Raw genomic sequence first — 18,737 nt, 5'->3', positions numbered from 1 at the left:
TTGTGAAAAGCCGGGCCGGAGTTTTTGTTATTCGGTTATTTGGACGCAGAGTCCGGGTCGATCACATCCTCTGGGTCTGCCGGGGCGTCGTGGTGGACGTCGATGTGGGCGTATTCGATCATCCACTCCGCAATCGCATCCTCCACCGTGGCACCCTTGTCCACTTCTTCCGCCATCTCCTCGAGACGGTCAGTGGACAGCACGCGGGTGATGAAGTTCAGGCGGTTGATCTCACCGCGGTCGAAGGTGCCTTTATGGAACACCGGGATGACGTTTTGCGACAGTTCGCTCTCTCCGCACGCTTGGGCGGGTGACGGGTCGACGGTGCGCATATCCCCCGGCATGGCGGCGACAGCGGCCCCATAGACCTCGTCAGTATATGCGCCATCGGTAACATCGCCGCCCGCTAGCTCCTTGGCGGCCTTAGGGTCCGACTCTTCGAGCAGACGCCCAGTGCACGTGACGACGAAGTCAATCGGCTGCTCACGCAACACCTCAAGCGTCGGCGCGTCATCCAGCCCCGTCACTGAGGTCACGCTCGTCGGCCGGCCTTGGCCCTTAAGTACGCGGCTGTAGATCTCCCCAAGTACGACTTGTTCGTTGGAGGCGCCGTCGATGGCGATGGCGATATCGGCCTTCTCCGGCCGCGCCTGAGTGTAGATGTTGTCCTCCGACGCGCAACTAGAGAGCGCAACCGCGGCCGTGCACAGGGCTGCGGCTGCAACAAACTGGTGGTGTGCCTTCATGGTCGGTTACTCGCCGATGACGTTTTCAGAGGCGGGAGTGCGACCGCCTGCTTGTGCGATCATGTCGCGGGCCTGCGGTGCAGCATCCGGCTCGCACAGCACGTCGTAGCGTCCAGCCACGATCGTGGTTGCAGACGCGAAGTCGCGCTTGCCGCCGGTGAACGCGTAGGCCACAGCGGAGGCCACCGTGCCGAAGATCGCACCGATAACAACCGCCCACACGAACATGGTCAGGCCAGCACCCGGAACCGAGATGAGGGAAAGCAGCAGGCCGAAAAACAGGCCCATCCACAAACCCGACAGCGCGCCGGTGCCCAGCACCTTCGGCCATGTAAGCCGGCCGGTAATCTTTTCCACCTGCATCAAGTCCACACCAACGATGGAAAGCTTCTCTACAGGAAACTCCCTGTCGGACAGGTTGTCCACGGCGCGTTGCGCCTCGGCGTAGGTGGAAAAGCTGCCCACAGGCCAGCCGGTGGGCACCTCTGTGACACCAATACGCTTATTCAACGATGGGTTCATAGGTTCAGTCATGCTGGGTAGTCTATCGGGATTCCAAAATCCCCCAGGAACGGCCGTATAATCGCGTGGCAATGGCTACTGAACATCAGATTTTGGAAAGCGATGTCCACGAAGCGCTTTCGCGCGTTGATGACCCGGAGATCGGCAAACCGATCACGGAGCTCAACATGGTGGAATCGGTCACCATCGACGGCAACAATGTTGCGGTCGGTATTTATCTCACAATCGCAGGCTGTCCGATGCGCGACACCATCGAGTCAAATGTGCGCGCTGTAGTCGAGGAGCTCGACGGCGTGGGCGACGTGAGCATCACGCTGCACACGATGAGCGACGAGCAGCGCCGTGCGCTTGCTCAGAAACTCCGCGGCGAGCAGACCGGCCCGGCGATCCCATTTGCGGATCCGGATACGCGCACGCGTGTTATCGCGGTGGCCTCCGGCAAGGGTGGTGTGGGTAAGTCCTCGATGACTGTGAACCTGGCCACCGCTATGGCCGCCCAGGGCCTGACGGTGGGCATTGTGGACGCCGATATCTACGGCCACTCGGTGCCGGGGTTGATGGGTTCTGAGGACCAGGGCCCCACGCTTGTCGACGAAATGATCATGCCCCCTATCGCCCACGGCGTGCGCCACATCTCGGTGGGGCAATTCGTGGAAGGCAACGCCCCTGTCGTGTGGCGTGGCCCGATGCTCACCCGTGCGATCCAGCAGTTCTTGGGCGACGTGTACTGGGGTGATCTGGACGTGCTGTTCATGGACCTGCCCCCGGGAACGGGTGACGTGGCAATCACCGTCGCGCAGTTGGTGCCGAATGCGGAGTTGCTGATCATCACCACCCCGCAGGCTGCTGCGGCAGAGGTCGCGGAGCGCGCCGGCACGATTGCCCAGCAGACTGATCAGAAGATCGCCGGCGTAATCGAGAACATGTCGGGCATGACCATGCCGGACGGCACGGTACTCAACATCTTCGGCGAGGGCGGCGGCGACCACGTCGCCGAGCGCCTGACCCAGCTCACCGATTCGGACGTGAAACTACTCGGCTCCGTGCCACTGGACCCGAAGCTGCGTGAACACGGCGATACTGGCACCCCGGTTGTCATCTCAGACCCAGATTCGCCGGCGGCCAAGGCGGTGCTTGAGATCGTCGACAAGCTAAAGGTGCGCCCGAACTCACTGGCAGGCAAGAGCCTGAACCCGCAGGTTAAATAACGTCCTCCCAGGAAAAGCCTTTGCGCTCCGGCTGCGAATCCCGCGGCTCGGGGCGCATTTGTTGTTGCGGCGGCGCCTGTGGTGGTGTCTTCGGCGCTGGAGGCTCGCTGGGGTCGTCGTCTTCGAACAACACCTTCGCCATCGCACGCTTCGGCCCCATCGCCGCATAGCGCGAGACAGTATCGATCGGCTTCTTAAACTCCTCGAACTCCCCCAGTTCACCATTGAGTTCCGCCTTGGCGTTGTTGATCGCTTTCTTGGCCGCATAGATCGCGGCGCGCACATCCTCGACGACAGAAGGCAGGCGTTCGGGCCCGATCACGATCAACCCGATGATCAGGATGAAGAAAATCTCGCCCCAACCGATGCTAGAAAACACCTAACTCACCTTACTCACGGTGCGTCAGCGAGCGAATCGCAGACTCCACTCGGCTCCGGATCCCCTTGGGGGTTTCGGGGGTGTCGGTCACGTCTTCGTCGCAAAGCATCGCCAGTCGCTCCACAAGCGACGCCGGGGCGTGCATGTCGGAGGAATTACACACCTGCAGACGCTGCGACGTCCCCCGCTGCGCCTGAACTTCCTCACAACACTCCCCACACAACCGCAGGTGCCGCTCGGCGCGCACGGTGGCAGCCTTGGACAACTCGCCGTCCACATAGGCGGCAATCGCCTCCGGATTGAGATGATCGGTGGAGTTAAACCTGGTCACGGCGCCGACTCCTTCCCTGCTACCGGGCGCGGATAAGTTCCTTCGCGGCGGCGCTGTGGAGGGCTTGCTTCTCCAACGACTCGCGCATCTGCGCGCGACCGCGGTGGATACGCGATCGTACAGTACCCATCTTCACTCCGAGGGTTTCAGCGATCTCCTCGTAGCTCATCCCCACCACATCACACAGGACCACGGCCACGCGGAACTCCGGCTTCAGATCGTCCAACGCCTTCTGCAACGCAGGGTCCAGGTTGGTCACGGAGTACGCATCTTCCGGGGTCATGTCGGTGCCGGGCACGCGCTCGTAATCCTCGGGCAGCGCCTCCATGCGGATCTTGGCGCGACGACGCACCATGTCCAAAAACAGGTTTGTGGTGATGCGGTGCAGCCAACCCTCGAACGTTCCAGGCTGGTACTGCTTCACGTTGCGGAACACACGCATAAACGTCTCTTGCGTGAGATCTTCCGCGTCGTGCTGATTACCGGAGAGACGAAACGCTAGGCGGTAGACACTGTCGGCATGTTCTTTCACCAGTTCAGACCAGGTCGGCATTGCTGCCTGGCCTGCGTCAAACGCTGCGGTACCGGTGAGTGGAACGTCAGTGCTCATGCGCAATAGTTTCGCAGACTCACTGCCCCAAAGCCAGCCAACCAGTTAACAGAATCCTGTGAACGCAACACGGCTATGATGTGGCGTGTGAGTGAGACCGCATTTACCCAGATGAACTCGTACCTCGCCGCCCGTTCCACCGAAGGCGGCCACCTTTCCGACCAGGTTGCGGAAGCTTTGCGCGCAGCGCGCGAGGACGCTGCCGAAAACGGCACCCCGGCACCCAGCCCGGTGGTCGGCGACCTGTTGACGGTGCTCGCGGCGGCAGCCCCGAACGCATCCCAGGGTGCGGTTGCGGTGACCCCGGCCGCCGGTGTTGTGGGCTTGCACCTGCTCGCAGGCCTGCCGGAGAAGGCCACCATGACCTGCATCGAGCCGGAAGCCGCACTGCAGGCCGGCGCGAAGGAAGCGGTGCGCAACGCAGGGTTTAGCCCGTCGCGTGTACGTTTCCTCACCGCACGTCCCCTCGAAGTAATGGGGCGCTTGGCTAACGACGCCTACCAGATCGTCTACGCAGACGTCTCCCCCGTCGAACTGCGCCCGCTCATCGAGGCCGCCTGGCCGTTGCTGGCCCCGGGCGGCACGTTGGTGCTTGCAGGTTCGCTTCTCGACGGCACCGTGGCCGACCCCACCCGCCGCGACCGCGAAACAGAGGCCGCCCGTGAGGCGGATGAGTTCGTCGATACGCTGACAGCCGAGCGCGGCGCCGCGGTGGCGCGTCTGCCGCTTGACGGCGGCCTGACGCTGATCACCAAAATCGGCTAAACAACTTCGCTCTTACCGACGACGACAACACCGCCGTCGGACACCGTGAACCGCTCGCGGTCGCGCTCCGTATTCACACCGACCGTCTCCCCATCGGAGACGTAAACGTTCTTGTCCAGGATGCAGTGGCGCACCACCGCGCCCTTGCCCACGCGCACACCCGGCATGAGCACAGAGCCCTCCACCGTCGCGCCTTCTTCGATGCGCACGTCGGTGGACAGCACCGAGTTACGCACCGTCGCACCGGAAATGATCGAGCCGGACGCCACAATGGACTCCTGCGCAATACCACCGAGGACGAACTTTGCCGGGGGCAGGTTGTCGTCGTCAGTCGCGTGGATCGGCCACGCCTTGTTGTACAGGTTGAACACCGGGTGCGAGGAAATCAGATCCATGTGGGCCTCGTAGAACGAATCAATCGTGCCCACATCGCGCCAGTAGCCGCGGTCACGATCGGTTGCGCCCGGCACGCCGTTGATGGAGAAGTCGTACACATTCGCCTCGCCCTGCGCGACGAAGTACGGGATGATGTCGCCGCCCATGTCGTGGCTGGAATCCTCGTTCTGCTCGTCCTCCAGCAGCGCCTGGATTAGCGCCTCGGTAGAGAAGCAATAGTTGCCCATCGATGCGAACGTCATCTCCGGATCGTCCGGGGTACCCGGTGGGTCGGCCGGCTTTTCCAAAAACTCGGTGATCGTGCCGTCATCGTCGGCCTGGATGCAACCGAACGCGCTCGCCTCCGCACGCGGCACGCGAATGCCTGCCACGGTGGCAGCCTTACCCGAAGCGATGTGATCTTCAACCATCTGCGACGGATCCATCCGGTAGACGTGGTCCGCGCCAAAGACCAAGACGTAGTCAGGCATGTCGTCGTAAATGAGATTCAGCGACTGCACAATCGCATCCGCCGACCCGTTGTACCAACGCTTCCCGCGACGCTGCTGCGCCGGAACCGACGCGATGTACTGCTGCGTTGGCCCCGAAATGTTCCACGCCGTAGCCACATGGCGGTCCAGCGAGTGCGACTTGTACTGCGTCAACACCGCAATACGCATATAGCCGGCGTTGACCAAATTCGACAGCACAAAATCGATCAAACGGTAATTACCACCGAACGGAACGGCAGGTTTAGCACGGTCAGCCGTCAGGGGAAACAGGCGTTTGCCTTCCCCGCCGGCCAGGACAATGGCGAGAACTCGAGGCTGGCTTTTCATAACCGCAAGGCTAATGCCAATTCAAGGCTCGTGCAGGGATTCCGCAACGTCAGTAGGCTCGGCGGACATGAAGGTAGGAATGCTCACGCGCGAATACCCGCCGGAGGTCTACGGCGGCGCCGGGGTGCACGTCACAGAACTCACGCGGTTCATGCGCGAATTCGCCGACGTCGACGTCCACTGCATGGGCGCCCCACGCGACGCCGCAGGTGTATACGTCCACGGCGTCGACCCCGCACTCGAGGGGGCCAATAGCGCGATCAAAACCCTGTCCACAGGCCTGCGCATGGCCGATGCCGCAGCCGGGCTCGACGTGGTGCACTCGCACACGTGGTACGCGGGCCTCGGCGGCCACCTCGCCGGGCTGCTCCACGAGATCCCCCACGTGGTCACCGCCCACTCGCTCGAGCCGGACCGCCCGTGGAAGCGCGAACAGCTCGGCGGCGGCTACAACGTGTCCTCCTGGTCGGAGAAAAACGCGATGGAAAACGCCGACGCGGTCATCGCCGTATCTGCCGGAATGAAAGATGCCATTTTGCGCGCCTACCCGCGTATCGACGACTCCCGCGTCCACGTCGTCCTCAACGGCATCGACCCCGCCAACTGGTACCCGGACACCGGCACCATCGCCGAAGAACTCGGAGTAGACACCTCGCGGCCGGTCGTCGCGTTTGTCGGGCGCATCACCCGCCAAAAAGGTGTCGCCCACCTGCTCAAAGCAGCACAGCTTTTCGACGACGACGTCCAGCTCATCCTCTGCGCCGGCGCCCCCGACACCGAGGAGATTGCTGCTGAGACGCGTGGGCTCGTCGAAAAGCTACAAGCGCAGCGTGACGGCGTGTTCTGGGTCCAAGACATGCTGCCCGCCGAAAAAGTACGCCAGGTCTACACCATCGCCGACGTCTTCGTCTGCCCATCCGTCTACGAACCGCTGGGCATCGTGAACCTGGAGGCCATGGCGTGCGGCACCGCGGTGGTGGCCTCGCGCGTCGGCGGCATCCCCGAAGTCGTCGTCGACGGCGAAACTGGCGTGCTTGTGGACTACACGCCCGACGACACCACCGACTTCGAACAACGCCTCGCCGAGGCGGTCAACGCCGTCGCCGGCGACAAAGACCGCGCCGCCACCATGGGCAGCGCCGGACTCACCCGAGCCAAAGAATCCTTCTCCTGGCGCACAATCGCGAAACAAACCGTAGACATCTACAAGGGGTTGATCTGATGACGGTCTACCGTCCCGAACTACACGTCACCGCAGAACGCGGCATTCTCGAAGGCCCAGCTGGCGTATTCCGCATCGGCAGCCGCGAGAACCGCCTGTGGCACATGTTCTACCAGTACCGCCCAACCCCCGACACCCCGAGCCGCTGGGGCCACGAAGTCAGCGAAGACGACGCATTCAACTGGCTCGACTGCAACGACGTCATCGTCCCCTCCGGCGACGAAATCAACATCCGCGCAGGATCCGTCACCTCCGCGGGCGACGGCGTCAACCTGTACTTCTCCTCCGAAACCCCGGCAGGAAACACCATCCAGATCGCCCACGTTGCGCACGTGGACAGGCTTTACGACGACCTCGACGCCGACGACGCTGACGCTGACGACACTGACGTCTCCGATGCCGCCGAGCGCACCGGCACCGCAGTCGACGACACCGCCGGCGACACCAATTTCCGCTCGCCTTGCGTCGTACCCGCCTGGGACACGGAAACCGACCGCAATCAAGGCCACGACGGCTGGCTCATGCTCGCCGTGACCGGGCCTGTCACCGACCCCAAGCCGGTCGTCCTCACCTCCCCCGACGGCCGAGACTGGGAGTTGCAAGGCCCGCTCGAGTTCAATGGCGACACCGGCATCACCCTCGATGCCTCCCTCGTCGCCCCACGCATCGTGCGCCTGCGCGACGAAGTCGACGGCGAAATCCGCGACGTCCTGTTCATCACCCTCGAACGCGACGGCAAAGACACCGCCGTCTACGCCGTGGGCCGGCTGCGGGGCAACGTCTTCGACATCACCACGCCGTTTACGCTTCTCGACTACGGCCACGACTTCACCCGCCCACGCAACACCAACTACCCGCTGGACGAAACCACTGCGGAAAACCGCTACGAGCGCGCCTACCTGCTCGGGTTCATGACCAACACCGACCGCGCCGGCGACCCCACCCTCGAACCCAACTGGGCCACCGAAGGCTGGGCCAACGCCCTCACCCTCCCGCGCCGCGCCACCCTGCAAGGTGGGCGTCTTTTCCAAGTGCCCGCACCAGGCCTGCCAGACGCCGTCAGCGCCACCGACCGCGCCCGCATGTGGGCCGGCCTGTGCGAAATCCCGGCCGGCTCCCAGGTCACCCTCGAGGTGCTCGACGGCAACAACGAACCGGCTGCGGTGATCACTCATAACGGCGAGCAGCTCACACTCGACCGCCTCGACGGCTCCCCCGCAACCGCACCGCTTCACGACGACGACGAAGACAACGTCACCGTCATCGTCGACGGCTGCACCCTCGAGGTCTACGCCGGCGGCGGCAGCGTTGTCATGTCGTCGCGCATCTGGCCCGAAGGCGGCTGCAACGGCATCCGCAGCCGCGCCACCGGCGAAGCATCCATCAGCGGCGAGTGGCGCCGCGGATACCCCGCCCGCTTCTAAGCCAGCCGGCGCGTGAGCCGGCACATGAGCTAGGCACAGCAAGAAGGCCCGCATCACGCGGGCCTTCTCCGTTTCTTTAGCGCAGCGTGAGCGAAGCGCCGGCGCGCTACTTCTTGCGCAGACGGATCAGCTGGGCGCGGGCGGTGACCTCCATCTGCTCCGGGAGGTCCTCGAGTCGCGCGTGCAGCACGTCCTTATCCAGGTGACGCGCCGACGGGCTCATACCCACCTGCGCGGCGATCGCGTCACGGCCCAGATTCATCGGGAACGAAATCAACTCCGGATCAGCCACCGGGGTCAGCCACTGCGCCGACTGCTCGATCAGTCGCGCCACCTTGCCGTCCTCCACCCCGAGGATGCCGAGCGGCTCGCGCAGCTCATCGAGGTGGCCTTGGTCGGCGACGAGGATGACGGCCTCGCCGTCGTCGCTAAGCACACGCGCAAACTCCGCAGGATTGCGCGGCGCGAACACCACGGTCACCACATCAACCGCCCCCGTGCGGATAGGCAGCTGCTCCCACACATCCGCCACAATCGCACCCAAACGCGGATGCGCCTTAGCCAAATGCTTCGCAGCAGGCACCGAAATATCCAACCCCACACCACGCGCGCCATCAATTAGGTCCAGCGTGTGCGCAAGGTAGTAGCCGGTTCCGGCACCGGCCTCCAGAATCACCGGATCCCGATCGCCCGCGGAATGCTCCACAACATCCGCCACACGATCCGACACCGCCTCCACAAACGGCGCGAAATGGCCATTCGACAGGAACGTTTCGCGAGAGTTGATCATCTCCAGCGAATCGCCCTCATGATTCAGCCCGCGCCCCGACGCGAGCGTGACATAACCCTGCTTGGCTACGTCATAAGAATGCCCCGATTCGGAGACGAGACGACCAAAATCGTCCTCGCCCCGAAGCGGGGTCAGGTCTACCGGGTCCGCGAGTACATCCACGATCTCGTTGAGCATGTGGTGATACTACCGCGTTTGGCCGGAACTACTCTCCAGCAGCCTCCGTGAGCAAGCGGCCAAGTTCGCCAGCCTCTTCCTTGCTCAGTTCAATGACGAGGCGTCCGCCACCGTCAGACGGGATACGCATGACGATCTTGCGCGACTCCTCCACCGCTTCCATCGGGCCACTACCGGTACGCGGCTTCATTGCTGCCATCGTCAACACTCCTTATTGCTTTGTTTCCGAAACGTGTTCTTCCGGAGATTCTACCCGTGTTTCCGGCGCAAGGTTGCCGCCTGCCAACTGTTCGATGAGCGCATCGACCTGATCCATGCGGTAACCGCGGTGCACAACCTCGAGCTGAATGTCGCCGAAGTTGCCTTCTTCCACCGCGCGGCGGTTGGCTTCCTTCACCTCTTCGCTCGGCGGCATGGGCGGCAGGGCCTCGCCGCGGCCGAAGACGGTGGCGAACAGTTTGAGGCCAATGATGCTCAGCAGTGCGAGCACCAGGATGAGGATGATCCAGGAAAGCATGCGGGTTAGTTTAGCTGTCGTCCCAGGCGGGGCGCTCGCTGACCTCGACGGGGAATTTTCCTGCGCGCGCGAGAATTGTCTTTGCGACGACATCAGCCATCCCAGCAAGTTCATGCAGCGGCCTATTGCGGTGGGTGCGGGGGCTCAGTTGCGCTTGCTGGATGGCTTTTGGGCCGTGGGCGCGGGCGACGTCGATGAGCAAGCCCGCTTCCACCCCGTAGCCGGCGACGAATGGCAGCGAAAGCGCGGTTGAGCGTCGGATGGCGTATTCGCCGGCGAGCGGCTGGTCCACGGCGATCTCCGGGAAGAGGGCGCGCAGGAGGGGTTTCGCGGTCAATTCGGTCACGCGACCGCCGGCGCCTTCGCGGGTGTAGGAGGCTTTGACGAGGTGGACGGTGTCGTCGATAAATGGCTCGGCGAGCGCGTCGACCCACCAGGGTTCGAGTGAGGTGACGTCGGCGTCGACGAAGACCACCACGTCGCCGCATGCGGCCTTCACGCCGCGCCACAGCGCCTCGCCCTTGCCGGGCCAGGGTACGCGCGGGTCGACGTCGCGCCAGTTCACCACGGTTGCCCCGGCTGCGGCGGCGCGCTCGGCGGTGCGGTCGGTGGAGTCTGAGTCGATGACGATGACTTCGTCCGCTGACGAAGCCACACACTTTTCGACGACCCCACCCACCGTCGCCTCCTCATCCAGCGCAGGAATCACCACACTGATTCGTACATCGGTGCGCATGCCGGCGAGCGTGTCGGCACTCACGCGAGCCCCCGCACGGTTGCCAGCGGTGCCGCGGTGCCCTGGATCGCCTCGATCATGCGGATGACGTCGATGGTCGCCTCGACCTCGTGGACGCGAAACGCCGCAACGCCGCGCGCGGCCGCCCAGGCAGTCGCTGCAAGGGTTCCCGGCACGCGCTGGGTGATGTCGGCACCGTTGAGGCCACGCCCGACGGTCTCGCCTACGAAATCCTTGTTGGACAGGGCCATGAGGACGGGCCAGCCGGTGGCGACGATTTCGTCGATACGCCGCAGGATCTCCAGCCCGTGGTAGGTGTTCTTGCCAAAGTCGTGCGTGGGGTCGATGAACACCGCTTCCTCCGGCACGCCCAGCGAGACGGCGCGCTCGGCCAAGGCGGTGGTTTCCGCAATCACGTCGGCGACCACGTCGTCGTAGTGCACCCGGTGCGGGCGCGTGCGCGGCGTGACCCCGCCGGTGTGCGAGCACACGTACCCCACGCGGTGGGCGCCTGCCACCTCAACCAACTCGGGGTCGAAGCCTGCCCACGTGTCGTTAATCAGGTCCGCGCCGGCTGCGATCGCCTCCTCGGCCACCGCGGCGCGCCAGGTGTCCACGCTCACCGTCACGTCCGGGTGGTGCTCACGCACCCCGGCAATAAGCGGCACGACACGGTCAATCTCCTCGGCAACGGACACGTCGTCGCCCGGGCCTGCCTTCACGCCGCCGATGTCGATGATGCTGGCCCCGGCGGAAACGGCGTCGTCGACACGCAAAAGCGCCTTCTCAATCGCGAACGTCGCACCCTTGTCATAAAACGAGTCGGGCGTGCGGTTCACGATCGCCATGACCTCACTCATCACGCAGACGCTGATCCGTCATCACCTTGTGGGCCTCCACGATGTGCGCCACGGCCTCCTCCACCGAATCGGTAACCAGGTACAACTTCTCATCCCCCGGCGAAATCAACCCGCGGCCGAGCAACTGCTGCTCAATCCAATCCACGAGCCCGGACCAAAACTCAGTGCCCATCAGCACGATCGGGAAGTTGGTCACCTTGCCAGTCTGCACCATGCACAGCACCTCAAAGACCTCGTCCATCGTGCCGAAACCACCGGGCAGCGAAATAAACGCCTGCGAGTACTTCAAAAACATAGTCTTGCGAGCGAAGAAGTACCGGAAATTCAGACCCAGATCCACCCAGTCGTTCAGGCCCTGCTCAAACGGCAACTCGATACCCAAACCAACCGACAAACCATCCGCGTTGTGAGCACCCCGGTTCGGCCCCTCCATCAAACCCGGCCCACCGCCGGTGATCACGGCGTAGCCCGCCTCCACCAGCGCGCGGCCGACTTCGTAGGACAACTGGTACTCAGGCGTGCCCTCGCCAAGACGTGCTGAGCCAAACACCGTCACAGCCTTCGGCAACTCCGACAACGCATCAAACCCAGCCACAAACTCCGACTGGATCCGCATCACACGCCACGGATCCTGGTGCTTCCAGTACCCATCAGACTGCCCCATGGACTCCAACAAACGCTGATCATAGGTCGTGGCCTGCTCAGCCTCATTGCGCAGCGCCATCGGCCCACGCAACTTCCGGTCACGGTCCGGGCGGGGGAAATTCAACGGAGCCATATCTCTTACTCGCTTTCAGCACTCAGGTAATCGAGCAACTGCGCCGCCACCTGACGAATCTCATCGACCGGGCACTGCTCGTCCTTCTTGTGGGCAAACCCCGGATCGCCAGGCCCGAAGTTCACCGCAGGAACACCCAGGCTAGAAAAGCGCGCCACATCCGTCCAGCCGAACTTCGCACGGAAGTTCCCGCCCACAGCCTTGACCAGCCCAGCCGCCACCGGGTCGCCAAGACCCGGCATGGCACCCGGCGCGACGTCGTCGTAAATGAGCTCGAGGCCCTCTTCCAGCGCGAGTGTCTCTTCCAAGTGCGCCTTCGCGTCCTCGACGCTGCGATCCGGCGCGTAGCGGAAATTCACGATCAGTCGCGCGTGATCCGGGATCGTATTCGTCGCCACGAAGCCCTCCAGCCCGACGACGTTTAAACCCTCGCGGTACTCGCAGTCGTCGATAAGCACAGTGCGCGGCTCATACGCCGCGATACGGGTGAGCACACCCGCAAGATCATGCGCCGCATTATGGCCAAGCCACGAACGCGCCGAATGCGCACGCGTGCCATGCGCATCCACAAACACCCGGATCGTGCCCTGGCAACCCGCCTCAATGATCGCACCCGACGGCTCGCCCAACAACGCAATATCCCCCTGCAGCAACTCCGGATGATCACGCTCAAGGTGGTACAAGCCATTGAACTCCTGCGCCACCTCCTCGCCCTCATAAGCGATCAGCGTCAAATCATGCGCCGCCTTCCCCGGCTGCGCCAACGTGGCAAACGCATGCAAATAACACGCCAACCCCGACTTCATATCCACTGAACCACAGCCGTGCAAGATCTCACCCGACGTCGACGTAGTGAGCCGATGCGGCGTGTTATCAGCCAGCGGCACCGTATCAATATGGCCCGCCAACACCACCCGCGAATCCAACCCGAAATTCGTACGCGCCACCACGGTATTACCGAAGCGCTGCACCTCCGCATGCTCAAGGCCACGCAACGCAGCCTCAACGGCGTCCGCGATCGCCTCCTCATGGTGCGACGGCGACTTAATATCCACCAACGCAGCCGACAAAACAACAGGGTCCGCAAAAAGATCTAAGGAAGTCACACCGCGATCCTACGTTTACAATGACGGCCATGTCTTTGGGAGCACACGGCCTCGGAATCGCCAACATCGCCATAGACGGCACAGTGCTCGACACCTGGTACCCCAACCCCAAGCTCACACTTAACGACGACCACCCCACCACCACCCAACGCACCTCCGCCCACAACCTCTCCCCCGAATTCCTGCGCCTCATCGGCGCCGACCGCGACCGCCTCGTCGAAACCGTGCCCGTCCGCACCACCATCGCCGACCTCGACGCCCCACCCATCGACGCCCACGACGTCTACCTCCGCCTCCACCTCCTCTCCCACCGCCTCGTCGAACCACTCACCATCAACCTCGACGGCGCCCTCAACCACCTCACCCCCGTCGCCTGGACCAACAAAGGCCCCTGCCTCCCCAACAACTTCGAAACCGTACGCACCAACCTCCGCGCCCGCGGCCCCATCCACGTCTACGGCATCGACCGCCTCCCCCGCATGGTCGACTACGTCGTCCCCACCGGCGTCACCATCACCGAAGCCGAACGCGTCCGCCTCGGCGCCCACCTCGCCGAAGGCACCACCGTCGTCCGCGAAGGCTACATCTCCTACAACGCCGGCACCCTCGGCCCCGCACGCATCGAAGGCACCATCTCCTCCGCAGTCGCCGTCGGCGCCAACACCACCCTCGCCCGCAGCACCGCCCTCATCGCCACCCCCACCAACAACAACGCCCTCGCCCGCCAACCCATGCGCATCGGCGCCAACTGCCACCTCCACCCCACCGCCAGCATCAACGGCATCACCCTCGGCAACAACTGCGACATCGGCGCCGGCATCACCCTCGAACCCCACACCCGAATCTTCGACCCCGCCACCGGAGAAGATTTTCCCGCGGGAAAACTCACCGGCCGCGACAACCTGCGCATCCAACACGAGCCCTACACCACCGCCCCCGTGCTGCGCCCCACAGAAACCACGCGCACGTAACACACGCATATAAACCGGAAAAGAATGCACTTCACTGCATGTCGAGGTTTAAGGTGTTCGACATGTCAACCCCCGTTTCCCCCGTCGCCGATTCCACCGCGCTCGCACGCGGCCTGAAAACGCGCCACCTCACCATGATGGGCCTCGGCTCAGCCATCGGTGCCGGGCTCTTCCTTGGCACCGGCGTTGGCATCGCAGCCGCCGGCCCCGCCGTCATCCTCGCCTACATCGTCGCAGGCTTCATCACCGTGTGCTTCATGCAGATGCTCGCGGAAATGGTCGCCGCGCGCCCGTCGTCGGGCACGTTCTCCACCTACGCCGAGCAAGCCTTCGGCCGCTGGGCCGGCTTCGCCATCGGCTGGCTGTACTGGTTCATGATGATCATGATCATGGCCGTCGAAATCACCGGCGCGTCCGCGATCGTCGCCCAATGGTTCGCCATTTCCCCCTGGATCCCGGCGCTGATCGCCATTGGTTTTTTCACCGTGATCAATTTCGCCGCGGTGAAAAACTTCGGCGAGTTCGAATTCTGGTTCGCCCTGATCAAGGTCGTTGTGATCGTGGCGTTCCTGTGCATCGGTGTGGCCCTGTGGCTCGGTGTGCTACCCACCGGCGGGTTCGTAGGCCTGTCGAATATCAGCGAGGTCGGCTTCATGCCCAACGGCTGGGCTGGTGTGGCCACCGCGTTGCTCGCGGTCGCCTTCGCGTTCGGCGGCATTGAACTGGTCACCGTCGCCGCCGCCGAATCCGAAAACCCCGAAGCCGGCGTCCACTCCGCGATCCGCTCCATCATCTGGCGCATCTCCATCTTCTACATCGGCTCCGTGCTGCTGATCGTCTTGCTGTTGCCTTTCGACGAAATCGGCGGCGCGGACTCCGCAGCCGACTCCCCGTTCACTGCAGTGCTCGAAATGGCAAACATCCCGGGCGCCGTCGGCATCATGGAGGCCGTCATCGTCGTCGCCCTGCTGTCCGCCTGCAACACGCAGATCTACGGTTCGTCGCGCTTCATGCAAAACCTTGCAGTGCGTGGCGACGCCCCCGAGATCTTCGCTAAAACCGACCCCCGCGGCGTGCCCGTCCGTGCCGTGATCGTGTCCGTGTTCTTCGGCTTCGTCGCCGTTGCCCTGCAGTACTGGAACCCGCCCGGGCTGCTCGCCTTCCTCCTCAACGCAGTCGGTGGCTGCCTGATCGTGCTGTGGATCGTCGTCGCCCTGTCGTTCGTCCGCCTGCACCCGAAGCTCGAAGCAAGCGGCGAAATCACCGACGTACGTATGTGGGCCCCCAACGTCCTTCCCTGGGTCATGATCGCGCTCGCCGGCGGAGTCATCCTGCTCATGCTCGCCGACCCCGACGGGCGATTCCAAATGTTCGCCGTCGCCGTCGTTGTCGGTGTCGTTTCCCTCGCGGGAGTTTTGTGGACCCGCGCGACAGGAAAGCAACCGGCGAAGAAGAACGTGGCAGAGATTGAGGAGGTGCGGTAATGGGGTCGTCGACAAGCAATAGCGAGCTCGGCACCGGGCTGAAGTCCCGCCACCTGACACTCATGGGGCTCGGCACTGCCGTGGGTGCGGGCCTGTTCCTCGGCGTCGGCGTCGGCATTCGTGCCGCCGGCCCCGCGATTCTGGTCGCATACGCCATCGCCGGACTCATCGTCATTGCCGTGATGCGCATGCTCGGCGAAATGGCCGCCGCCCACCCATCATCGGGCTCATTCGCCACCTACGGACGCATGGCGTACGGCCACTGGTCAGGATTCCTCCTCGGCTGGCTGTATTACTTCCTGCTGATCATGGCGTGTGGTGCCGAACTCACCGGCGCCTCCGCCATGATGGCCTCCTGGTTCGACGTCCCCCAATGGGTGCCTGGCCTCATCGTCGTCGTCGTACTCACCGCCGTAAACCTCGCACAGGTCAAAGGCTTCGGCGAGTTCGAGTACTGGTTCGCCATGATCAAAATCGCCGTCATCGTCGGCTTCCTCATCATCGGCGTTCTCCTCTGGCTGGGCGTGCTGCCCGCCAGCGGCTTCGTCGGCTTTGACAACGTGCGCGAATCCGGCTTCGCCCCCAATGGTGTCGCCGGCATCGCCGCAGGCCTCCTCGCCGTGGCATTCGCATTCGGCGGCATCGAAGTGGTCACCATCGCTGCAGCCGAATCTGAAGACCCCGCCGACAACGTCAAACGCGCCGTCAACTCCATCATCTGGCGCATCGCGATCTTCTACCTCGGCTCCGTCGCCGTGATCACCCTGCTGCTGCCATACGCCACCATCGACGGCGCCGACTCCGCCGCCGACTCCCCCTTCACCGCCGTGCTCGAAATGGCAAACATCCCAGGCGCCGCAGCCTTCATGGAAGTCGTCATCGTGCTCGCACTACTCTCCGCATTCAACGCGCAGCTCTACGGCACCTCCCGCCTCGGCTACCAACAAGCGCTCGAAGGCGACGCACCAAAATGGATGGCAAAAACCAACGCCAACAACGTGCCCATGAACTCCGTGCTCGTCTCCGTAGTCTTCGCGTTTCTCGCCGTCGGCCTGCAATGGTGGAACCCGCCCGGAATGATCGACTTCATCATGTCCGCAACCGGCGGCTGCCTCATCGTCACCTGGATCATGATCACCTTAAGCTTCATCAAACTCCACCCACGCATCAGCGAATCCGCCGTCCGCGTCCACGGCGCCACCTGGGTGCCATGGGTCACGCTCGCCGCCCTCGTCGGTTTGACGGTGCTCATGCTTTTCGACGACGCCGCCCGCTCCCAAGTCATCTCCGTCACCATCCTCTCCCTCGCCCTGGTCGGCTTGTCGCTACTGACCAAGAAACGCAGTGTCGTAAGGTAGTCGCCATGACTACCCCCACGACTGCAATTGCACGCGGAATCGCGACCATCACCCACGACGGCACAGTCCTCGACGTCTGGTACCCCGCCCCCAAGGTTGACGAGGCGGTGACGGAAACAGGCACTCGTCGATTAGAAGAGCCCGACGCCCGCTTCACCAACCTCGTCGGCCCCGACGAGGCCCGCGGCGTCGCCCGCGTCGCAGTCGAAACCACCATCGCCGACCTCAGCGCACCGGCCATCGACGCATACGACGTCTACCTGCGCCTCCACCTACTGTCCCACCGCCTCATCCGCCCACACGGCGCCAACATGGACGGCATCTTCGGCCTCCTGTCCAACGTCGTCTGGACCAACTACGGCCCCTGCGCCGTCGCCGACTTCCAAATGACCCGCGCACGCCTCGCCGAAAACGGCCCCGTCGTCGTTTTCTCCGTGGACAAATTCCCACGCATGGTCGACTACGTTGTGCCGAGCGGCGTGCGCATCGGCGACGCCGACCGCATCCGCCTCGGCGCCCACCTCGCCGAAGGCACCACCGTGATGCACGAAGGATTTGTGAACTTCAACGCCGGCACCCTCGGCGCATCCATGGTCGAAGGCCGCATCTCCGCAGGTGTTGTCGTCGGCGACGGCACCGACATCGGCGGCGGCGCCTCCATCATGGGCACCCTGTCCGGAGGCGGCAAAGAAGTCATCTCCCTCGGCGAACGCTGCCTCCTCGGCGCCAACGCCGGCGTGGGCATCTCGCTTGGCGACGACTGCATCGTCGAAGCCGGCCTCTACGTCACCGCCGGCACAAAGGTCGTCCTCACCGCACCCGTCGCCGAAGCCCTGGGCAAAGACACCGGCGCCGAGGTGAAGGCCCTCGAACTCTCCGGCGCGAACGGCCTGCAATTCCGCCGCAACTCCGTCACCGGCTCCGTCGAAGCCGTCCCTGCAAAGGGCATCGAACTCAACGAGGCCCTCCATGCCAACTAACCCCTGGTTCCCACCCGCCAACGACACTCTCACCGACGGCGAGTTGACGCTCCTGCCGTGGTCGCGCGTGAAAACCGTTCCGGGCGTGCGCGACGACCTGTTCGCTGCGTCGGTTGACCCGCGGATGGTTGAGTGGACGACGGTGCCGTCGCCGTACACCGTGGAGATGGCGGAGGCGTTCCTCGGCGATGCGGGTGATGGGTGTGTGCGGTGGGCGCTTGTCGTCGATGACCGGTACTGCGGCAGCATCGAGCTGCGCCCCGATGATTCCGGTGGTGCCGATTTTGGTTACAACACTGCCCCGTGGGCCCGCGGGCGTGGCCTGATGACTCGTGCCGTGCGCCTGGTGACCGATCACGCTTTCGCCGAGGGGGCTCCCCTGCTGATTATTCGGGCGCTGCCAGACAATGCTGCCTCGCGCCACGTCGCGGAGGTCAACGGTTTCGTCTTTGCTGGCGAGCGTGATGAACACGTGGAGTATGTCAAGCATGCCGAATAGCCCGCTCGCTGGCGGGTTATTGGCTAGTTAAAGAGTTGTTGCATGGCTCCGGGCGGATGC

Annotated in this window: 22 protein-coding genes; 9 read left to right on the top strand and 13 right to left on the bottom strand. The window is 63.8% G+C overall.

The genetic code is table 11. The features are described 5' to 3' along the window. Positions 1 to 35: 35 nt before the first annotated feature. Together HMPREF2617_RS10000 and HMPREF2617_RS09995 are read right to left on the bottom strand one after the other, a co-directional pair. Positions 36 to 746, bottom strand: a complete 711-nt coding sequence (locus HMPREF2617_RS10000; RefSeq protein WP_070829521.1) for a type 2 periplasmic-binding domain-containing protein — start codon at positions 744 to 746, stop codon at positions 36 to 38. A gap of 6 nt (positions 747 to 752) precedes the next feature. Beyond that, positions 753 to 1,280, bottom strand: coding sequence for a YflT domain-containing protein (locus HMPREF2617_RS09995; RefSeq protein WP_070421793.1), 528 nt, complete (start codon positions 1,278 to 1,280; stop codon positions 753 to 755). Positions 1,281 to 1,339: 59 nt separating this feature from the next. On the opposite strand from HMPREF2617_RS09995, the gene HMPREF2617_RS09990 reads away from it, so the two are divergent. Continuing rightward, positions 1,340 to 2,476, top strand: coding sequence for an Mrp/NBP35 family ATP-binding protein (locus tag HMPREF2617_RS09990; RefSeq protein ID WP_070840631.1), 1,137 nt, complete (start codon positions 1,340 to 1,342; stop codon positions 2,474 to 2,476). Here HMPREF2617_RS09990 and tatB read toward each other — a convergent pair. Genes tatB through sigE form a run of 3 tightly spaced genes read right to left on the bottom strand, consistent with a single transcriptional unit; the run spans position 2,469 to position 3,796 of the window. Next, a complete protein-coding gene (tatB, locus tag HMPREF2617_RS09985) occupies positions 2,469 to 2,855 on the bottom strand; it encodes a Sec-independent protein translocase protein TatB (protein WP_070421791.1) in 387 nt (128 codons plus the stop codon). The genes HMPREF2617_RS09990 and tatB overlap by 8 nt on opposite strands. A gap of 10 nt (positions 2,856 to 2,865) precedes the next feature. Beyond that, positions 2,866 to 3,186, bottom strand: a complete 321-nt coding sequence (locus HMPREF2617_RS12415; RefSeq protein WP_070453058.1) for an anti-sigma factor family protein — start codon at positions 3,184 to 3,186, stop codon at positions 2,866 to 2,868. 19 nt (positions 3,187 to 3,205) lie between these two features. Continuing rightward, complete coding sequence (gene sigE, locus HMPREF2617_RS09975; RefSeq protein ID WP_070569810.1) at positions 3,206 to 3,796, bottom strand: RNA polymerase sigma factor SigE; 591 nt, start codon at positions 3,794 to 3,796, stop codon at positions 3,206 to 3,208. A gap of 111 nt (positions 3,797 to 3,907) precedes the next feature. Between sigE and HMPREF2617_RS09970 the strand changes: the two genes are divergently transcribed. Continuing rightward, the gene (locus HMPREF2617_RS09970; RefSeq protein WP_070816898.1) at positions 3,908 to 4,561 is read left to right on the top strand and encodes an O-methyltransferase; all 654 of its coding nucleotides are present in this window, start codon (positions 3,908 to 3,910) and stop codon (positions 4,559 to 4,561) included. On the opposite strand, the gene glgC is transcribed toward HMPREF2617_RS09970, so the two are convergent. After that, the gene (gene glgC / locus HMPREF2617_RS09965) at positions 4,558 to 5,775 is read right to left on the bottom strand and encodes a glucose-1-phosphate adenylyltransferase (protein WP_070829517.1); all 1,218 of its coding nucleotides are present in this window, start codon (positions 5,773 to 5,775) and stop codon (positions 4,558 to 4,560) included. The two genes, HMPREF2617_RS09970 and glgC, sit on opposite strands and share 4 nt — an antisense overlap. Before the next feature lie 67 nt (positions 5,776 to 5,842). On the opposite strand from glgC, the gene glgA reads away from it, so the two are divergent. Together glgA and HMPREF2617_RS09955 are read left to right on the top strand one after the other, a co-directional pair. Beyond that, complete coding sequence (glgA, locus tag HMPREF2617_RS09960; RefSeq protein ID WP_070840630.1) at positions 5,843 to 6,997, top strand: glycogen synthase; 1,155 nt, start codon at positions 5,843 to 5,845, stop codon at positions 6,995 to 6,997. Further along, positions 6,997 to 8,421, top strand: a complete 1,425-nt coding sequence (locus tag HMPREF2617_RS09955; protein ID WP_070840629.1) for a GH32 C-terminal domain-containing protein — start codon at positions 6,997 to 6,999, stop codon at positions 8,419 to 8,421. Before glgA ends, HMPREF2617_RS09955 begins: the two co-directional genes overlap by 1 nt. A gap of 106 nt (positions 8,422 to 8,527) precedes the next feature. Here HMPREF2617_RS09955 and HMPREF2617_RS09950 read toward each other — a convergent pair whose 3' ends face one another. The 7 genes from HMPREF2617_RS09950 to dapE are packed head-to-tail and all read right to left on the bottom strand — an operon-like array spanning position 8,528 to position 13,385. Continuing rightward, on the bottom strand, positions 8,528 to 9,388 hold the full coding sequence (locus HMPREF2617_RS09950) for a methyltransferase domain-containing protein (RefSeq protein ID WP_070820552.1): 861 nt from the start codon (positions 9,386 to 9,388) through the stop codon (positions 8,528 to 8,530). Positions 9,389 to 9,416: 28 nt separating this feature from the next. Beyond that, a complete protein-coding gene (locus tag HMPREF2617_RS09945) occupies positions 9,417 to 9,587 on the bottom strand; it encodes a DUF3117 domain-containing protein (RefSeq protein ID WP_070421785.1) in 171 nt (56 codons plus the stop codon). A gap of 12 nt (positions 9,588 to 9,599) precedes the next feature. Continuing rightward, positions 9,600 to 9,905 (bottom strand): hypothetical protein, encoded by a 306-nt coding sequence (locus HMPREF2617_RS09940; RefSeq protein WP_070615215.1) that lies wholly within the window; start codon positions 9,903 to 9,905, stop codon positions 9,600 to 9,602. Between the two features lie 10 nt (positions 9,906 to 9,915). Continuing rightward, a complete protein-coding gene (locus HMPREF2617_RS09935) occupies positions 9,916 to 10,665 on the bottom strand; it encodes a glucosyl-3-phosphoglycerate synthase (protein WP_371441308.1) in 750 nt (249 codons plus the stop codon). After that, positions 10,662 to 11,501 carry a dihydropteroate synthase gene (gene folP / locus HMPREF2617_RS09930; protein WP_246818904.1) on the bottom strand — a complete coding sequence of 280 codons (840 nt, stop codon included), beginning with the start codon at positions 11,499 to 11,501 and terminating at the stop codon, positions 10,662 to 10,664. The genes HMPREF2617_RS09935 and folP overlap by 4 nt, the downstream gene beginning before the upstream one ends. After that, positions 11,494 to 12,279, bottom strand: coding sequence for an LOG family protein (locus HMPREF2617_RS09925; protein ID WP_070569802.1), 786 nt, complete (start codon positions 12,277 to 12,279; stop codon positions 11,494 to 11,496). Before HMPREF2617_RS09925 ends, folP begins: the two co-directional genes overlap by 8 nt. Before the next feature lie 5 nt (positions 12,280 to 12,284). Then, a complete protein-coding gene (gene dapE / locus HMPREF2617_RS09920; RefSeq protein WP_070840628.1) occupies positions 12,285 to 13,385 on the bottom strand; it encodes a succinyl-diaminopimelate desuccinylase in 1,101 nt (366 codons plus the stop codon). A gap of 29 nt (positions 13,386 to 13,414) precedes the next feature. On the opposite strand from dapE, the gene HMPREF2617_RS09915 reads away from it, so the two are divergent. The 5 genes from HMPREF2617_RS09915 (at position 13,415) to HMPREF2617_RS09895 (ending at position 18,677) form a co-directional block, all read left to right on the top strand. After that, on the top strand, positions 13,415 to 14,356 hold the full coding sequence (locus HMPREF2617_RS09915; RefSeq protein WP_070840717.1) for a 2,3,4,5-tetrahydropyridine-2,6-dicarboxylate N-succinyltransferase: 942 nt from the start codon (positions 13,415 to 13,417) through the stop codon (positions 14,354 to 14,356). Between the two features lie 62 nt (positions 14,357 to 14,418). Further along, the gene (locus HMPREF2617_RS09910) at positions 14,419 to 15,840 is read left to right on the top strand and encodes an amino acid permease (protein WP_070840716.1); all 1,422 of its coding nucleotides are present in this window, start codon (positions 14,419 to 14,421) and stop codon (positions 15,838 to 15,840) included. Then, positions 15,840 to 17,198: an amino acid permease gene (locus HMPREF2617_RS09905; protein ID WP_070840627.1), complete on the top strand. Its 1,359-nt coding sequence runs from the start codon at positions 15,840 to 15,842 to the stop codon at positions 17,196 to 17,198. Before HMPREF2617_RS09910 ends, HMPREF2617_RS09905 begins: the two co-directional genes overlap by 1 nt. A gap of 5 nt (positions 17,199 to 17,203) precedes the next feature. Then, positions 17,204 to 18,178, top strand: a complete 975-nt coding sequence (gene dapD / locus HMPREF2617_RS09900; protein WP_070840626.1) for a 2,3,4,5-tetrahydropyridine-2,6-dicarboxylate N-succinyltransferase — start codon at positions 17,204 to 17,206, stop codon at positions 18,176 to 18,178. Continuing rightward, the gene (locus HMPREF2617_RS09895) at positions 18,168 to 18,677 is read left to right on the top strand and encodes a GNAT family N-acetyltransferase (RefSeq protein ID WP_083323264.1); all 510 of its coding nucleotides are present in this window, start codon (positions 18,168 to 18,170) and stop codon (positions 18,675 to 18,677) included. The genes dapD and HMPREF2617_RS09895 overlap by 11 nt, the downstream gene beginning before the upstream one ends. Positions 18,678 to 18,737: the final 60 nt, after the last annotated feature.

The organism is Corynebacterium sp. HMSC070H05 (assembly GCF_001837615.1).
GTDB classification, from domain to species: Bacteria; Actinomycetota; Actinomycetes; order Mycobacteriales; family Mycobacteriaceae; genus Corynebacterium; species Corynebacterium coyleae.
The sequence above is the reverse complement of the archived record's forward strand: the minus strand, read 5'-3'. Positions and strand labels throughout refer to the sequence as shown.

What these genes read in the sequence shown, in the direction of transcription:
- HMPREF2617_RS09955 (WP_070840629.1), top strand. Translation starts at nt 6,997, where the DNA reads ATGACGGTCTACCGTCCCGAACTACACGTCACCGCAGAACGCGGCATT.
- HMPREF2617_RS09905 (WP_070840627.1), top strand. Translation starts at nt 15,840, where the DNA reads ATGGGGTCGTCGACAAGCAATAGCGAGCTCGGCACCGGGCTGAAGTCC.
- HMPREF2617_RS09940 (WP_070615215.1), bottom strand. Translation starts at nt 9,905, where the DNA reads ATGCTTTCCTGGATCATCCTCATCCTGGTGCTCGCACTGCTGAGCATC.
- HMPREF2617_RS09995 (WP_070421793.1), bottom strand. Translation starts at nt 1,280, where the DNA reads ATGACTGAACCTATGAACCCATCGTTGAATAAGCGTATTGGTGTCACA.
- sigE (WP_070569810.1), bottom strand. Translation starts at nt 3,796, where the DNA reads ATGAGCACTGACGTTCCACTCACCGGTACCGCAGCGTTTGACGCAGGC.
- HMPREF2617_RS10000 (WP_070829521.1), bottom strand. Translation starts at nt 746, where the DNA reads ATGAAGGCACACCACCAGTTTGTTGCAGCCGCAGCCCTGTGCACGGCC.
- glgC (WP_070829517.1), bottom strand. Translation starts at nt 5,775, where the DNA reads ATGAAAAGCCAGCCTCGAGTTCTCGCCATTGTCCTGGCCGGCGGGGAA.
- HMPREF2617_RS09970 (WP_070816898.1), top strand. Translation starts at nt 3,908, where the DNA reads ATGAACTCGTACCTCGCCGCCCGTTCCACCGAAGGCGGCCACCTTTCC.
- HMPREF2617_RS09915 (WP_070840717.1), top strand. Translation starts at nt 13,415, where the DNA reads ATGTCTTTGGGAGCACACGGCCTCGGAATCGCCAACATCGCCATAGAC.
- HMPREF2617_RS09990 (WP_070840631.1), top strand. Translation starts at nt 1,340, where the DNA reads ATGGCTACTGAACATCAGATTTTGGAAAGCGATGTCCACGAAGCGCTT.
- folP (WP_246818904.1), bottom strand. Translation starts at nt 11,501, where the DNA reads ATGAGTGAGGTCATGGCGATCGTGAACCGCACGCCCGACTCGTTTTAT.
- HMPREF2617_RS09925 (WP_070569802.1), bottom strand. Translation starts at nt 12,279, where the DNA reads ATGGCTCCGTTGAATTTCCCCCGCCCGGACCGTGACCGGAAGTTGCGT.
- HMPREF2617_RS09910 (WP_070840716.1), top strand. Translation starts at nt 14,419, where the DNA reads ATGTCAACCCCCGTTTCCCCCGTCGCCGATTCCACCGCGCTCGCACGC.
- HMPREF2617_RS09895 (WP_083323264.1), top strand. Translation starts at nt 18,168, where the DNA reads ATGCCAACTAACCCCTGGTTCCCACCCGCCAACGACACTCTCACCGAC.
- HMPREF2617_RS09945 (WP_070421785.1), bottom strand. Translation starts at nt 9,587, where the DNA reads ATGGCAGCAATGAAGCCGCGTACCGGTAGTGGCCCGATGGAAGCGGTG.
- dapD (WP_070840626.1), top strand. Translation starts at nt 17,204, where the DNA reads ATGACTACCCCCACGACTGCAATTGCACGCGGAATCGCGACCATCACC.
- HMPREF2617_RS09950 (WP_070820552.1), bottom strand. Translation starts at nt 9,388, where the DNA reads ATGCTCAACGAGATCGTGGATGTACTCGCGGACCCGGTAGACCTGACC.
- glgA (WP_070840630.1), top strand. Translation starts at nt 5,843, where the DNA reads ATGAAGGTAGGAATGCTCACGCGCGAATACCCGCCGGAGGTCTACGGC.